Genomic DNA, 15,163 nt, shown 5'->3' with positions numbered 1-15,163 from the left:
CGGGCCGGCTGAGATGGGGCGCAGCCTCGACCGCCTCGCCGCCTCGGTCGTCGACGGCATCCTCGACGACATCGCCGCCGGCCGGCTGAACCCGGGCGAGCCGCTGGCGCCGGAGGCGGCGCTGGCCGGGCGCTTCGCCGTGTCCAAGCCGGTGGTGCGCGAGGCCATGGCGCGGCTGGCGGTGCAGGGCGTCGTCGCCATCCGCCACGGCCGGCAGACCGTGGTGCAGCCGCTGTCGGGCGGCGCCGTCGCCGGCCTGTTCGCGACGCTGGCCCGCGCCTACGGCATCGCCCCGGCCGAGTTCTCGGCCCTGCGCCGGGCGGTCGAGATCGAGGTCGCCGGCCTGGCCGCCGCCCGCGCCAGCGCCGATGAGGTCGCCGGGCTGATCGAGGCGGTCGAGCAGATGGCGTCGGAGATCCGCACCATCGACCCCTGGGTCGAGGCCGACCTCCTGTTCCACCGCCGCCTCGCCGCGATCGCCGGCCAGCGCCTCCTGGCCCATCTGCTCGAGGCGCTCGAGGCCTCGACGCGCGAGACCATGCGCAACGCCAAGCTGAAGCGCGACCTCGCCACCACCCAGCGCGCCCTGCGCTGCCATATCGAGCTGGCCGAGGCGGTGCGCGCCCGCGACCCCGACCGCGCCCGCGCCCTGATGGTCGCCCATTTCGACATCGTCGCCGACCTCAATGGGCCGTGAGCGGATCAGCCTCCGACCATGAGGCGGACCACCTCGTCCGCGTCGGTCTCGGCGGTGCGGCGCTCGCCGGCCTTGACCCCGCGGCGCAGCACGACGATGCGGTCAGCCACCGCGAAGATGTCGCCGAGATTGTGCGAGATGAAGACCACGCCCTTGCCCTGCGCCTTCAGCGACCGGACCAGGGCCAGCACCTTGCGCTGCTCCGGCACGCCCAGCGCCGCGGTCGGTTCGTCCATGATCAGGATCCGCGCGTTCCAGTAGATCGCCCGGCCGATCGCGACGGCCTGGCGCTGGCCGCCGGAGAAGGTCGCGACCGGCGCGTCCAGCCGGTCGACATGGAAGTCCAGCCGCGCCATGGTCTCTCGCGCCGCCTCGGCCATGTGCCGGCGGTCCAGCACCGGCAGCAGGCCGAACAGCCGCCGCTTCGGCTCGCGGCCGAGGAAGATGTTGGCGCCGATCGACAGGTTGTCGGCCAGCGCCAGGTCCTGGTAGATCGTCTCGATGCCGCGGTCGCGGGCGTCGTGCGGCGTGGCGAAGGAGACCTGCTCGCCGGCCAGGCGGATCTCGCCCTCGTCGTGCCGGTGGACGCCGGAGATCGCCTTGATCAGCGTCGACTTGCCGGCGCCGTTGTCGCCGGCCAGCGCCACCACCTCGCCCTCATGCAGGTCGAGCGACACCGCGTTCAGCGCCTGGACCCCGCCGAAGCGCTTGGACAGGCCGCGGACCGACAGCAGCGGCTCGGCCATCGGCTGTTCAGTCATCCTGCCGCCCCCGCGCCAGCCGGCGCTGGCTCTGGTCCACCAGCCCCGAGATGATGATGACGACGCCGACCGCCACGAACTGCCAGAACGGCTCGACGTCGATGAAGACCAGCCCGTACTGGATCACGGCGATCACCAGGGCGCCGGCGATGGTGCCGCCGATCGTGCCCGACCCGCCGAACAGGCTGGCGCCGCCGATCACCACCGCGGCGATCGAATCCAGCAGCAGCGGCTCGCCCGCCTGGGCCGCGCCGGCGTTGAAGCGGGCGGCGTAGAGCGATCCGGCGAGGCCGGCGCAGACCGCCGACAGCAGGTACAGGCGGATGGCGTGGCGGCGCACGTCGATCCCGGCCCGCAGCGCCGCGTTGCGGTTGGCGCCGATGGCATAGGTGTGCTGGCCGAAGCGGGTCTGCGACAGCAGGTAGTGCATCGCCAGCGCCGCGACCGCGGTGATCAGCACCACGGTCGGGATGCCGGCGACGCGGCCGTTGCCGATGGTGGCGAACCAGGCATTGGCCACCGGCACGGTGGTGCCGCCGGCGATCAGGAAGGCGGTGCCGCGGGCGACGCCGTACATGCCGAGCGTGCCGATGAAGGGCGGCACCCTCAGATGCGCGATCAGCCCGCCATTCACCAGCCCGGGCACGAAGGCGACCGCCACGCCGGCGAGGAGGCCCAGCAGCATCGCCGGCACGGGCCCGAGGCCGATCGCCGGCCCGAGATTGGCGGCATGGGCCGCGACCACCGAGGCCAGCCCCATGGTGAAGCCGACCGACAGGTCGATTCCGGCCGAGATGATGACGAAGGTCTGGCCCATCGCCAGCAGCAGCGGCGCCACCGCGAAGATGCCGATCGACTGCAGGTTGTACGGGTTCAGGATGAAGGTCGTGTCGTAGACGATCCGGGCCCAGGCCTCGAAGAAGACGACCAGCAGGACCAGGAACAGCCAGGCCCGCAGCTCCGCCACCCGGAGGAGGAAGGCCCGGCTGCTGCTCGTGGTCGGGGAGGGGATCGAGGAGATCGACATGGGGCACCGGCTCCTGGTCGGAAAGGCCGGGCCGCCGTCCTCCGGCGGCCCGCTACGGGCCGGCATCAGCCGGTGTAGAGGAACTTCGCGACCTTCGGGTCGTCGACATTCGCCTTGTCCATCACGGTGAAGCCGGTGCCGATCGCGGTCGGCACCGACTGCTCGGTCAGGTGGGCGAAGGCGCTGATCACGCCGAACCAGCCGATCTCGGCCGGGTGCTGGGCGATGGCGATGTCGACCGTGCCGTTCTTCAGATCCTCGACGATCGACTGCGGCGCGTCGAAGGCCGCGACCTTGACCGCGCCGGCCTTGCCCGCCTGCTTGACGCCGTTGGCGGCGCCGAGGGCGGAGAACAGGTTGGCGCCGAACACGCCGGCCAGGTCCGGGTTGCGGGCCAGCACCGCCTGCAGCTGCGACGCTGCCTTGTTGGCGTCGTCGTCGTTGAACTGCGTCTCCAGCACCTCGATGCCGGAATGGGCCTTGATCTCGTCCTTGAACCCCTCCTCGCGCTGGTCGGTGGTGGAGATGCCGGGCTTGACGTTGGAGACGTAGACCTTGCCCTTGCCGCCGATCGACCGGGCCAGCGCCCGCGCCGCGATGCGGCCGCCCAGGATGTTGTCCGAGGCGATGTAGGACAGCGGGAAGTCTGCATTGCCCTCGCCGGCCTGGTAGACGCCGGTGCCGATGAAGGTGTCGACGGTGAAGACCGGGACGCCGGCATCGGCCGCCTTGCGCAGCGGCTCGATCAGCTGGGTCTTGTCGGTCGGCGCGACCAGCAGCGCGTCGGGCTTGCGCGCGATCACCGCGTCCAGCACCGGCACCTGCAGCACGGCGTTGAACTCGGGCGCGCCCTGGAACACCAGCTCGCAGCCGACCGCCTTGCACGCCGCCTCGGCGCCGCGGCGCATGGTGATGTAGAAGGCGTCGGTCGTCAGGCCGGGGACGAGGGCGATCCTGAAGCTCTTGCCCTGGGCCTTGGCCGGGGTGACCGCCGCGGCGGTGCCGGCGAGCGCGGCCGAGGCGCCCAGAAGGGACATGAACAAGCGCCGTTCCATCGTTTCCTCCATCTGTCTGGTTGTTCTTCTCTCTTCGTCGTTGGCGCCGGCCCTCCGGCGCGGGGTCAGGCCGGGACCAGCTCGGCCTTGCGGTCGAAGCCGGCCAGGGCCTGGTTCAGCGGTGTCAGCGTCGCATGCAGCCGCTCGAACACCGACCGGTGCAGCGCGTCGTAGCGTCCGGCGAGGACGGGATCGGGATCCACCGTGTGGTGCCGCTGCTCGATCGCGGCGAGGGCGGCGTCGAGATCCGGCCACAGCCCGGCGGCGACGCCGCCCAGCAGCGCCGCGCCCAGCGCCGTGGCCTCGGGCTCGTCCACCACCGTCACCGGGCGGCCATAGACATTGGCCTTGATCTCGAGGAACAGGGCGTTGCGCGAGCTGCCGCCGATCGCCCGGATCTCGGTCGGCGGGGTGATCCCCGGCAGCGCCGCCATGGCGTCGACCATCAGCCGCGCCTGCATGGCGAGCCCCTCCAGCACCGCCCGGAACAGGGCGCCGCGGTCGGCATGGGCGGTCAGGCCGATGAAGGCGCCGCGCGCGCTGGTGTCCGGGGCGGGCGGCGGGCTGTAGACCAGATGCGGCAGGAACACCACGCCCTGGCTGCCGGGCTCGACCGCCCGGGCCTCGGCGATCAGCGCCTCATGGGCGGCCTGGCCGGTCAGGGCCCGGAACCATTCCACCGCCCCGCCGGAGCTGTTGATGCCGCCGCCGAGATAGGAGAGCGGGCGGTGGGTCTCGATCGCGCCCTGGACGAAGCCGCGCCGCATCACCGCCGGGTCGAGCAGCGGGAAGGCCGTCGCCAGCAGCACCGCCTCGGCCGTGCCCAGGCTGTCCAGCAGCATGCCCGGCCGGGTGATCCCGGCGGCGTAGGAGCCGCAGAGATGGTCGTGCCCGCCGGTGGCGACCAGCGGCCGGCCGGCCAGGCCGGCCTCCGCCAGCACCTCCGGCCGCACCGGGCCGAGCGCGGTGCCGGAGGCCATGACCGGCGGCAGCAGGGCGGGGTCGAGCCCGGCGAGGCCCAGCAGCTCCTCCGACCAGCGGCGCTCATGGATGTCGAAGCACAGGGTGCGCGAGGCCAGGGTCGGCTCGGTCGCGGCCACGCCGGTCAGGCGGAAGGCGATCCAGTCGGCGATGTTCAGCACCCGGCGGGCGCGGCCCATCGCCTCCGGCCAATGCGCCCGCATCCAGGCCAGCTTGCACAGCGTCAGCGTCGGGTCGATGGCGATGCCGGTGATCTGGAAGATCCGGTCCGGGCCGATCGTCTCGGCCAGCTCCCGCGCCGCCGCCTCGGTGCGCCGGTCGAACCAGACCAGCGACGGCGCCAGCGACCGGCCGCTGTCGCCGAGCAGCACGCAGCTCTCGCCGACGCTGCCGACCGCGAGGCCGGCGACCGGCCCGCCGGCGAGAGAGCGCGCCACCTCGGCCAGGCAGTCGGTCACGGTGGCGAACAGCCTGTCGGGATCGTACTCGCCGCGGCCGCCGCCGATCATCCGCGCCGGGGTCGGCCGCGCCGCCTGCGCCGCCCGGCGGCCGCGCGCATCGAAGGCGATGGCGCGGACCGACCGGGTGCCGACATCGATGCCGATCAGGAAGGGCGGATCGAAGCGCGTCGCCATCTCCGGCCCCGCAGTGCTGGTCTTCAGCCGGCCAGGCCGCCGGCGGCCATCGCCTCGTCGACGCCCTGGCCGCGATGGATGATCGCCGCCAGCGCGCGCACCACCGCCGCCGGGTCCGGCGCCTGCCAGATGTTGCGGCCGAACACGACGCCGCGACCGCCGGCCTGGACCGATCCGTGCACTACCGCCAGCGCGTCGCGCACCGTCTCCATCTTCACCCCGCCGGCGATCAGCACCGGGGCGGGGCAGCTGGAGGTCACCCGGCGGAAGCCGTCGACCGAGCCGGTGTAGTAGGTCTTGACGATGTCGGCGCCGAGCTCGAAGGCGATGCGCGAGGCCGAGGCCATGGCGCCGGGGTCGAGCGGGTTGGGGATGCGTTCGGCCGGGCAGGGCAGCGCCTCGACCATCACCGGCAGCCCGTCGGCGGCGCAGTCGCCGACCACCCGGGCGACGATGTCGTAGGTCCGCATCTCGACCGCGCCGCCCATGAAGCCCATGACACAGACGCCGTCGACGCCCAGCCGGCGGGCGTCCTCCACCGTGTGCAGCAGGCTCCACTCGGTATAGCGCAGCCAGTCCTCGCGAGTGATGCTGGGGCCGCCGTCCAGCCGCAGATAGACCGGCAGCCGGCCCAGAAGCCTGTCGCGATAGTGCTTGATCACGCCGTAGGAGGTCATGATCGCGTCGGCCCCGGCCGCGATCACGCGGTCCAGCACCGCGCCGGGGTCCTCGAGCCCCGGCACCACCCCGAGCGTGCGGGCGTGGTCCATGGCGATGACGATGCCGCGATCACCGAAGGAGAGTCTGGCCATGGCCTGTGGCTCACCGGTTGGTTGCGGGAGGGGACGGCTGGCGATGGGAGATGCGCTGACGATTCGCATGTTAGTTATCTGATATCTGTCGTCAACGAATGATTATTTCGCGACTGCGATATCGCAACGCAGCGACCCGCCTGCGCACAGGCACCTGCATCAATCGGATATGAAAAAAACTTTACATATCGAGAGGTGAATGACAGAAGAATTTTCATCCGCCGCCCGGCGGCTTTTCATCCGTTCCTTGCCCCTCGCTGCATGCCCCAGGACTCGCCGCAGACCCTGATGAACCGGCTGGCGCAGAGCGTCGACGCGCTCTCCCCGGCGCATCGGCGGTTGGCGGATTTCGTCCTGGCGCACCCGTTCCGTGCGGCGACGATGGGGATCGAGGAGCTGGCCGGCGCCGCGTCCGTCTCGGTCGCCACCGCCAACCGCTTCGCCCACCGTCTCGGCTTCGGCGGCTTCCCCGAGTTCCGGTCCGAGCTGCTGCAGCAGTTCCAGCGCGCGCTGGCCCCGGTCGAGAAGCTGCGGGCGACGCAGCAGGGGGCCGACTCCGCCCATGCCGTGCTGCGCGGATCGCTCGACAGGGTGTCGGCCAATCTCGGCCAGGCCGCCGGGCTGTTGACCGAGGACGGATGCGCCCGCGCCGTTGAGCTGGTGCTGGGCGCAAGCCGGGTGGTGCCGCTCGGCCTCGGCATCAGCGCGGTCATCGCGCGGTTCCTGGCGGAGCTGCTGCTGCCCTACTGCCCCTCGGTCGAGGTGCTGGACGGAACCGGCGGGACCGAGCGCATGGTCCGCCAGCTCCTCCGCTTCGGCGAGGGCGACCTGCTGGTCCCGATCTCGGTGCCGCGCTATTCCCGCGCCACCATCGACCTGCTGCGCCAGGCCAAGGCGCGCGGCCTGCGGGTGCTGGCGCTGACCGACGGCCCGGCGTCGCCGCTGGTGCCCGACAGCGACGCCGCCCTGTTCGGCCCGGCCGAGCACGACGTGCTGCACGGCTCCTCGATCGCGGTGATGGCGGTGGCAGAGGCGCTGGCCGGCGCCATCGCCCGGCGCCGCGGCACGGTCGCCGGCGCGGCCGAGCTGATCGAGGAGATCAGGCCCTACCTTCTCGTCGAGGACGCCCCGACCGCCGTCCGGCGTCCCCGCCCTCTTGCCCCGGAACGCCGACGATGACTCTCGCCTACTGGAACGGTTCCTATCTCCCCCTCGACGAGGTCAAGGTCTCGCCGCTGGACCGCGGCTTCCTCTTCGCCGACGGCGTCTACGAGGTGGTGGCGGTCTATGACGGCCGGATCTTCGAGCTGGACGCCCATCTCGACCGGCTGGCCCGCAGCCTCGCCGCCGTCCGGATTGATCCGGGCCTCGACCGCGCCGCGCTCGCCGCGGTGTTCCGGCGCCTGGCGGAGACCGCGCCGCGCCCGGCCGCGACCATCTACATGCAGGTCACCCGCGGCGCCCCGGCCCAGCGCAGCCACGCCTTTCCGGCTTCGGCCCAGGCCAGCATCCTCGCCTTCGCCGGCACGCTGAAGCGCCTCGGCCGGGCGCAGCTGGAGGACGGCTTCGCCCTGGTCTCGGCCCCCGACATCCGCTGGCTGCGCTGCGACATCAAGTCGATCGCGCTCCTGCCCTCCGTCCTCGCCGCCCAGAACGCGGCCGAGGCCGGGGCGCTGGAAACGGTGATGCTGCGCGACGGCCTGGTCAGCGAATGCGCCGCCAGCAACGTCTTCGTCGTCAGGGACGGCCGGGTGGCGACGCCGGTCGCAGACCACCGCATCCTCGACGGCATCAACCGCCGCCTCGCGATCCGCCTGGCCGCCGGGCTCGGCATCGCGGTCGAGGAGCGCGACGTGGCCGAGGCGGAACTGCGCGCCGCCGACGAGATCTGGATCACCAGCACGACCAAGGAGCTGGCGCCGATCGTGCGGCTGGACGGCGCTGCGGTCGGCTCCGGCCGGCCCGGGCCGGTGTGGCGGCAGGTGCGCGACGCCTTCGACCGCCTGGTCGGTCTGCCGGCATGACCGCGGCCCTGACAGCAAAAGGGGGGCCGCTGATCGAGGTCGACGGGCTGACGGTCCGGTTCCGGACCGAGGACGGCCCTGTCACCGCGGTCGAGGATCTCAGCTTCGCCATCGCCCCGGGCGAGACCGTGGCGGTGGTCGGCGAATCCGGCTCCGGCAAGTCGGTCACCTCGCTCAGCCTGATCCGGTTGGTGGACTACGGCGGCGGGAAGATCGCGCGCGGCGCGGTGCGCTTCCGCGGCCGCGACGGGCAGGTGCGCGACTTGGCGCAGGCCCCGGCCGACGCGCTGCGGTCGCTGCGCGGCGACGAGATCGCGATGATCTTCCAGGAGCCGATGACCTCGCTGAACCCGGTCTTCACCATCGGCGACCAGATCGCCGAGGCGGTGATGCTGCACCAGGGCAAGGATGCCAAGGCGGCGCGGGCCGAGGCGCTGCGCATGCTGGAGCGGGTGCGGATCGCGGAGGCGAAGCGGATGCTCGACCGCCACCCGCACCAGCTGTCCGGCGGCATGCGGCAGCGGGTGATGATCGCCATGGCGCTGTCCTGCCGGCCCAAGCTGCTGATCGCGGACGAGCCGACCACGGCGCTCGACGTCACAATCCAGGCCCAGATCCTGCGGCTGATCCGCCAGCTGCAGCGCGAGATGGGCATGGCGGTGATGTTCATCACCCACGACATGGGCGTGGTGGCCGAGGTCGCCGACCGGGTCGTGGTCATGTACCAGGGCCGCAAGGTGGAGGAGGGGCCGACCGAACGGATCTTCGCGGCGCCGCAGCACCCCTACACCCGGGCGCTGCTGTCGGCGGTGCCGAAGCTGGGCAGCCTGCAGGGCCAGCCCCTGCCGGCGCGCTTCCCGCTGGTCCGCGTCGACGGATCGAAGGAGCCGCCGCCGGCGCCGCAGGACACGGTGCGGGCGGGCGCGGCCCCGCTGCTGGAGGTCGACAGACTCTCGACCCGCTTCGACGTGCGCCGCGGCGTGTTCGGCCGGCTGGCCGCCCGGGTGCATGCGGTGGAGCAGGTCAGCTTCGCCCTGCAGCCGGGCGAGACCCTGGCCCTCGTCGGCGAGAGCGGCTGCGGCAAGTCCACCACCGGCCGCACTATCATGCAGCTGCTGGAGCCCTCGTCCGGCACCATCCGCTTCGAGGGCCGGGCCATGGCCGAGATGAAGGCGGAGGAGCGGCGCCGGCTGCGGCAGAAGATCCAGTACGTCTTTCAGGACCCCTTCGCCTCGCTGAACCCGCGGCTGACGGTCGGCTTCTCGATCGCCGAGCCGCTGCTGACCCATGGGCTTGCCCGCGGCCGGGCGGTGGAGCAGCGCGTGGCCGACCTGCTGACCCAGGTCGGCCTCAGGCCGGAGCATGCCAAGCGCTACCCGCACGAGTTCTCGGGCGGCCAGCGCCAGCGCATCTGCATCGCCCGCGCGCTGGCGTCGGAGCCGAAGCTGATCATCGCCGACGAGGCGGTGGCGGCGCTCGACGTCTCGATCCAGGCCCAGGTGGTGAACCTGCTGATGGACCTGCAGGCGCGGCACGGCCTGTCCTACCTGTTCATCTCGCACGACATGGCGGTGGTGGAGCGGGTCAGCCACCGCGTCGCGGTGATGTATCTCGGCCAGATCGTCGAGATCGGGCCGCGCCAGGCCGTGTTCGAGAACCCGCAGCACCCCTACACCCGCCGGCTGATGGCCGCGGTGCCGGTGGCGGACCCCGCCCGGCGCAACCGCGACACCAGCCTGATCGAGGGCGAGATTCCGAGCCCGATCCGCTTGTTGGGCGACGAGCCGCTGGTGCGGCCGCTCGAACCCGTCGGGCCGGGCCATTTCGTCGCCCGCCACCGGGTCGGCGATTTCGGCTGAGCCGGCCCGATTGTGAATCAGAGTAAACAGAGGAGGACAGAACCGATGCAAAGCTGGAAACGGCACCTCGCCGCCTGCGCCTTGGCCGCGCTGATGGCGCTGCCCGGGGCGGCGATGGCGAAGCCCCTGGTCGTCGGCATCGACCAGAACCTGACCGGGCTCGACCCGTCCAACATCAACGAGACGGCGTCGCAGGCGGCGACCCGGCTGTTCTATCAGGGCCTCTACGGCTTCGATCAGAACATGCAGCTCGTGCCGGTGCTGGCCGAGAGCTACGAGGTCAGCGACGACGCGAAGGTCTACACCTTCCATCTGCGCAAGGGCGTCAAGTTCCACGACGGCACCGACTTCAACGCCCAGGCGGTGAAGATCGGCCTCGAGCGCCTGGCCAACCCCGACAACAAGCTGAAGCGCCAGTCGCTGGTGTCGATGCTGGACCATGTCGAGGTGGTCGACGACGCCACCGCCAAGGTGGTGCTGAAAGAGCCGTTCGGCGCCCTGGTCAACAACCTGGCGCATGCCGGGGCGATGATCATCAGCCCGGCGGCGCTGGAGAAATACGGCAAGGACATCGGCCGCAACCCGGTCGGCACCGGCCCGTTCAAGTTCAAGTCCTGGTCCGCCGACACGCTGGAGGCGGTGAAGAACGACGCCTACTGGAAGGAAGGCCAGCCGAAGGTCGACGGCGTCACCATCCGCAGCGTGCCGGAGAGCGGCAGCCGCGTCGCCATGCTGCAGGCCGGCGAGGCCCAGTTCATCCACCCGGTGCCGCCGGAGATGATGAAGGTGCTGGAGCGCAACCCGAACCTCACCATCGTCGACGGGCCGTCGATCGTGAACTGGTATGTGGCGCTGAACACCCACAAGAAGCCGTTCGACGACGTCCGCGTCCGCCAGGCGCTGAACTATGCGGTCGACCGCAACGCCTTTTGCAAGGTGGTGCTGAGCGGCTATTGCGACCCGGCGGATTCGCCGATGCCGCCGAAGCTGAAGTTCTACGCCAAGCAGGGCGTCTGGCCCTATGACCCGGCCAAGGCCAAGCAACTCCTGGCCGAGGCGGGATATCCCGACGGCTTCGAGGCCGTGTTGTGGTCCGGCAACAACACCACGGCCATCCGGGCGACCCAGTTCCTGCAGCAGCAGTTGGCCCAGATCGGGGTCAAGGCTCAGGTGACGCCGCTCGAATCCGGCGTCCTCGCCGACAAGGTCTGGGGCGTGCAGAAGCCCGAGGACGCGACGGTGCAGATGTACTACGGCGGCTGGTCGTCCTCGACCGGCGACGCCGACTGGGCGCTGCGGCCGCTGCTGTGGGGCAAGGGCTTCCCGCCGAAGCTGTTCAACGTCGCCTACTACTCCAACCCGGAGGTGGACGCGGCGCTGGAGGCGGCTGTCGCCACCGCCGACGAGGGCAAGCGGGCCGAGGCCTATGCCAAGGCGCAGTCCCTGATCTGGCAGGACGCGCCCTGGATCTCGCTCGGCGTCGACCATGTGCTGAGCGCCCGGAGCAAGGACCTCTCCGGCGTCTACGTGCTGCCCGACCGCGCCTACATCGTCGAGGACGCGGCGTTCCAGTAAGCCTTCCCCGCCCGCCCTCCGGCCCTGTGCCGAAGGGCGGGCGGTCTTCGGAGCCCCCATGCTGCACTATCTGATCCGGCGTCTCCTCGGCATCGTCCCGGTGATGCTGGTCATCTCCCTCCTGGTCTTCGGCTTCGTCCACATGCTGCCGGGCGACCCGGCGCGGCTGGTGGCCGGGCCGGACGCGACCGCGGAGGACATCGCCCTGGTGCGCGCCGACCTCGGCCTCGACCGGCCGCTGGTTGAGCAGTACCTGACCTTCCTCGGCCATATCGCGCAGGGCGAGCTCGGCACCTCGCTGAAGACCCGCCGGCCGGTGGCCGACGAGATCGGCGAGCGGCTGATGCCGACGGTCTGGCTGACCGTGGTCAGCATGGCCTGGGCGGTCGCGGTCGGCCTGCTGATCGGCGTCCTGTCCGCGGTCAAGCGCGGCCGCTGGCAGGATTACGGCGGCATGGTGCTGGCCGTCTCCGGCATCTCTTTCCCCTCTTTCTGGCTCGGCCTCCTCTTGATCGGCGTGTTCTCGGTCGATCTCGGCTGGTTGCCGACCGGCGGCTACGGCACCTGGCAGCATTTCGTCATGCCCTCGGTCACGCTCGGCCTCGGCGTCGCCGCGGTGATGGCGCGCTTCACCCGCTCCGCCTTCATCGAGATCTCGCGCGAGGACTATGTCCGCACCGCCCGGGCCAAGGGCGTGTTCGAGCGCGCGGTGATCTGGAAGCACACGCTGCGCAACGCGCTGATCCCGATCATCACCATGGTCGGGCTGCAGTTCGGCTTCCTGCTCGGCGGCTCGATCGTGGTCGAGACCGTGTTCTCCTGGCCCGGCCTCGGCCGTCTCCTGGTCGACAGCGTCTCCTACCGCGACTATCCGGTGATCCAGGCCGAGATCCTCTTGTTCTCGATCGAGTTCATCCTGATCAACCTGGCCGTCGACATGCTCTACGCGCTCGCCAACCCGGAGATCCGCTACCGATGAGCGCCGTCGTCACCCCCGCCGCGCCGGTCCGCGCCGAGAGCGTGCGCTCCCCCTTCCGCGAGTTCTGGCGCCGCTTCCGCCGGCAGAAGATCGCCGTGGCCGCCGGGCTGTTCCTGGCGGCGCTGGTGGTCGTGGCCGTCCTGGCGCCCTGGATCGCCCCCTACGACCTCGCCGCGCCGGATTACGAGCGGGTGCTGGAAGGCCCGTCCTGGGCCCATCTCGCCGGCACCGACGCCTATGGCCGCGACATCCTCAGCCGCATCGTCTTCGGCGCCCGCATCTCGCTGGCCGTCGGCTTCCTGTCGGTGACGCTGGGCGGCGTCGCCGGCATCCTGCTCGGCCTCGTCAGCGGCTTCTACGGTGGCTGGATCGACGGCTTCGTGATGCGCCTCTGCGACGTGCTGCTGGCCTTCCCGGGCATCATCCTGGCGATCGGCGTCATCGCCGTGCTGGGGCCCGGCATCGACAACGTGATCTACGCCGTCGCCGTGTTCAGCGTGCCGGTCTTCGCCCGGCTGGTGCGCGGCAGCACGCTCGCGATCAAGCAGACCGTCTATGTCGACGCCGCCCGGGCGATCGGCGTGCGCCATCGCCTGCTGATGCTGCGCCACATCCTGCCGGGCACCCTGCCCAGCGTGATCGTCTATTTCTCGATGCGCATCGGCACCTCGATCCTGACCGCGGCCAGCCTCAGCTTCATCGGCCTCGGCGCCCAGCCGCCCAGCCCGGAATGGGGGGCGATGCTGGCCGACGGGCGCAGCTATCTCGGCGTCGCCGACCACATCACCCTCTTCCCCGGCATCGCGATCTTCGTCACCGTGCTGGCCTTCAACCTGCTCGGCGACGGGCTGCGCGACGCGCTGGACCCGAAGCTGAAGACCTGAGGGAGGCATCGGTGACGGCCCGTCTCGCCCGCGATTTCGGCCTGGTCTGCGGCACGCTGCCGACCGGGCCGCTGAACGCCATCACCGATGTGCCGGGCGTACTGGTCGGCCATCTCAGCATGCATGCCGGCGACGTGCTGACCGGCGTCACCGCCGTCCTGCCGCATGCCGGCAACCTGTTCCGGGCCAAGGCCCGCGCCGCGGTCGAGGTGATCAACGGCTTCGGCAAGAGCGCCGGGCTGATGCAGGTGGCAGAGCTGGGGACGGTCGAGACGCCGATCCTGCTGACCAACACCTTCGCCGTCGGCACCTGCGCCACGGCGCTGATCCGCGCCGCCATCGCGGCCAACCCCGACATCGGGCGCGAGACCGGCACGGTCAACCCGGTGGTGCTGGAATGCAATGACGGCTACCTGTCCGACATCCAGGCCCTGGCGGTGACCGAGACCGACGCGCTGGAGGCGATCAAGGCCGCCAGCGGCGGCCGCGTCGGCCAGGGCTCGGTCGGCGCCGGCACGGGGATGAGCAGCTTCGGCTTCAAGGGCGGCATCGGCACCGCCTCGCGCCGGGTCAAGCTCGACCGCACGCACCACCATCTCGGCGTGCTGGTTCTGGCCAATTTCGGCCGCGCCGGCGACCTGGTGCTGCCCGACGGCCGGCGCCCGGCCCCGCCCTCCGAGCCGACACCCGAGAAAGGTTCGGTGATCGTCGTCCTGGCGACCGACGTGCCGCTGGAGCACCGCCAGCTGCACCGCGTCACCAAGCGCTGCGGCGCCGGCCTGGCCCGGCTCGGCGCCTTCTGGGGGCACGGCAGCGGCGACATCGCCCTCGGCTTCACCACCGCCGATCCGGTGGACCACGACCAGAAGCGCGACCTGGTCCCGATCCGGGCGCTCAACGAGGCGCGCATCGACCGGCTGTTCCAGGCCGCGGCGGAAGCGACGCAGGAGGCGGTGCTGAACGCCCTCTGCGCCGCCGGGCCCGCCGTCGGCCGCCTGGGCCACAGCCGGCCCTCGCTCGCGGATTGGCTGGAGGCGGAGGAGCGGACATGAGGATCTACATCTCGTCGGATATCGAGGGTGTGGCCGGCGTGGTCTCGCCGCAGCAGGGCCAGCCGGGCAGCGGCGAGTACGAGCGCGCCCGGCGGCTGATGACCGAGGAGGTCAACGCCGCGATCGAGGGCGCGCTGGAGGGCGGCGCCACCGGGATCCTGGTCAACGACGCTCACGGCCCGATGACCAACCTGCTGCCGGAGCTGCTGCACCCGGCGGCGGAGCTGATCCAGGGCAAGCCGAAGCCGCTCAACATGTTCGCCGGGCTCGATGCCGGCCATGCGGCGGTGCTCTGCCTCGGCTACCACGCCCGGGCGTCGGAGCAGGGCGTGCTGGCCCACACCACCAACGGCTTCGCCTTCCGCGCCGTGCGCCTGAACGGCCGGCCGCTGGGCGAGGCCGGGATCTACGGCGCCTATGCCGGCAGCCTGGGCGTGCCGGTGGCCATGGTCTCCGGCGACGACCGTTGCGTCGCCGAGCTGCGCGAGCATTTCCCCGAGGCCGAGTTCGTCCAGACCAAGCAGGCGCTAGGCAACCGCGCCGCCCGGTCGCTGCCGCTGCCGGCCGCCCGCGCGGCCCTGCGCGAAGCGGCGGCCCGCGCCGTCCGCCGCGCCGGCTCGATCCCGCCCTTCCGCATCGACGGGCCGTACATGCTGGAGCTGGAGATGGGCGGCCCGGCCCTGGCCGACCTCGCCGCCACCCTGCCGCCGGCCGAACGCCGCGACGGCGTCACCGTGGCCCTGCCGGCCGGCAGCGTCGCCGACGCCATCCGCTGGATGAACGCCGTGTCCGCCATGACCGCCTTCTTGCGCTGAACCCCGA

General features: G+C 71.6%; 14 protein-coding genes. 9 read left to right on the top strand and 5 right to left on the bottom strand.

What is annotated here, in order from left to right:
- The first annotated feature begins 13 nt into the window (after positions 1 to 13).
- Entirely contained in the window at positions 14 to 697 is a 684-nt protein-coding gene (locus tag LG391_RS32305; protein ID WP_225772882.1) for a FadR/GntR family transcriptional regulator, read from the top strand.
- A gap of 5 nt (positions 698 to 702) precedes the next feature.
- Here the strand turns inward: LG391_RS32305 and LG391_RS32300 are convergent, their stop codons facing one another.
- The 5 genes from LG391_RS32300 to LG391_RS32280 all read right to left on the bottom strand — a co-directional run bounded on the left by LG391_RS32300 (position 703) and on the right by LG391_RS32280 (position 5,968).
- The gene (locus LG391_RS32300; protein ID WP_225772880.1) at positions 703 to 1,458 is read right to left on the bottom strand and encodes an ATP-binding cassette domain-containing protein; all 756 of its coding nucleotides are present in this window, start codon (positions 1,456 to 1,458) and stop codon (positions 703 to 705) included.
- Positions 1,451 to 2,485 carry an ABC transporter permease gene (locus LG391_RS32295; RefSeq protein ID WP_225772878.1) on the bottom strand — a complete coding sequence of 345 codons (1,035 nt, stop codon included), beginning with the start codon at positions 2,483 to 2,485 and terminating at the stop codon, positions 1,451 to 1,453. The genes LG391_RS32300 and LG391_RS32295 overlap by 8 nt, the downstream gene beginning before the upstream one ends.
- A 65-nt stretch (positions 2,486 to 2,550) precedes the next feature.
- Entirely contained in the window at positions 2,551 to 3,540 is a 990-nt protein-coding gene (locus LG391_RS32290; RefSeq protein ID WP_225772876.1) for an ABC transporter substrate-binding protein, read from the bottom strand.
- 65 nt (positions 3,541 to 3,605) lie between these two features.
- A complete protein-coding gene (locus LG391_RS32285; protein ID WP_225772874.1) occupies positions 3,606 to 5,156 on the bottom strand; it encodes an L-fuculokinase in 1,551 nt (516 codons plus the stop codon).
- Positions 5,157 to 5,179: 23 nt separating this feature from the next.
- Positions 5,180 to 5,968, bottom strand: coding sequence for a class I fructose-bisphosphate aldolase (locus LG391_RS32280; protein WP_225772872.1), 789 nt, complete (start codon positions 5,966 to 5,968; stop codon positions 5,180 to 5,182).
- Positions 5,969 to 6,256: 288 nt separating this feature from the next.
- Between LG391_RS32280 and LG391_RS32275 the strand changes: the two genes are divergently transcribed.
- From LG391_RS32275 to LG391_RS32240, 8 genes are read left to right on the top strand one after another with little or no spacing between them, the layout of a single operon-like run.
- A complete protein-coding gene (locus tag LG391_RS32275; RefSeq protein ID WP_255646966.1) occupies positions 6,257 to 7,147 on the top strand; it encodes a MurR/RpiR family transcriptional regulator in 891 nt (296 codons plus the stop codon).
- The gene (locus LG391_RS32270) at positions 7,144 to 7,992 is read left to right on the top strand and encodes a D-amino acid aminotransferase (RefSeq protein WP_225772868.1); all 849 of its coding nucleotides are present in this window, start codon (positions 7,144 to 7,146) and stop codon (positions 7,990 to 7,992) included. The genes LG391_RS32275 and LG391_RS32270 overlap by 4 nt, the downstream gene beginning before the upstream one ends.
- Positions 7,989 to 9,851: an ABC transporter ATP-binding protein gene (locus tag LG391_RS32265; RefSeq protein WP_225772865.1), complete on the top strand. Its 1,863-nt coding sequence runs from the start codon at positions 7,989 to 7,991 to the stop codon at positions 9,849 to 9,851. The genes LG391_RS32270 and LG391_RS32265 overlap by 4 nt, the downstream gene beginning before the upstream one ends.
- A gap of 45 nt (positions 9,852 to 9,896) precedes the next feature.
- A complete protein-coding gene (gene gsiB, locus LG391_RS32260) occupies positions 9,897 to 11,426 on the top strand; it encodes a glutathione ABC transporter substrate-binding protein GsiB (RefSeq protein WP_225772863.1) in 1,530 nt (509 codons plus the stop codon).
- A gap of 58 nt (positions 11,427 to 11,484) precedes the next feature.
- Positions 11,485 to 12,405, top strand: coding sequence for a glutathione ABC transporter permease GsiC (gene gsiC, locus LG391_RS32255; RefSeq protein ID WP_225772861.1), 921 nt, complete (start codon positions 11,485 to 11,487; stop codon positions 12,403 to 12,405).
- Positions 12,402 to 13,289: an ABC transporter permease subunit gene (locus LG391_RS32250; protein ID WP_225772860.1), complete on the top strand. Its 888-nt coding sequence runs from the start codon at positions 12,402 to 12,404 to the stop codon at positions 13,287 to 13,289. Before gsiC ends, LG391_RS32250 begins: the two co-directional genes overlap by 4 nt.
- 11 nt (positions 13,290 to 13,300) lie before the next feature.
- The gene (locus LG391_RS32245) at positions 13,301 to 14,341 is read left to right on the top strand and encodes a P1 family peptidase (protein ID WP_225772858.1); all 1,041 of its coding nucleotides are present in this window, start codon (positions 13,301 to 13,303) and stop codon (positions 14,339 to 14,341) included.
- Positions 14,338 to 15,156, top strand: coding sequence for a M55 family metallopeptidase (locus LG391_RS32240; protein WP_225772856.1), 819 nt, complete (start codon positions 14,338 to 14,340; stop codon positions 15,154 to 15,156). Before LG391_RS32245 ends, LG391_RS32240 begins: the two co-directional genes overlap by 4 nt.
- Positions 15,157 to 15,163 lie beyond the last annotated feature (7 nt).

This window comes from Inquilinus sp. Marseille-Q2685 (genome assembly GCF_916619195.1).
Taxonomy (GTDB): domain Bacteria; phylum Pseudomonadota; class Alphaproteobacteria; order DSM-16000; family Inquilinaceae; genus Inquilinus.
Note: the sequence above shows the minus strand (reverse complement) of the source record. Positions and strands in the feature narration are given on the sequence as shown.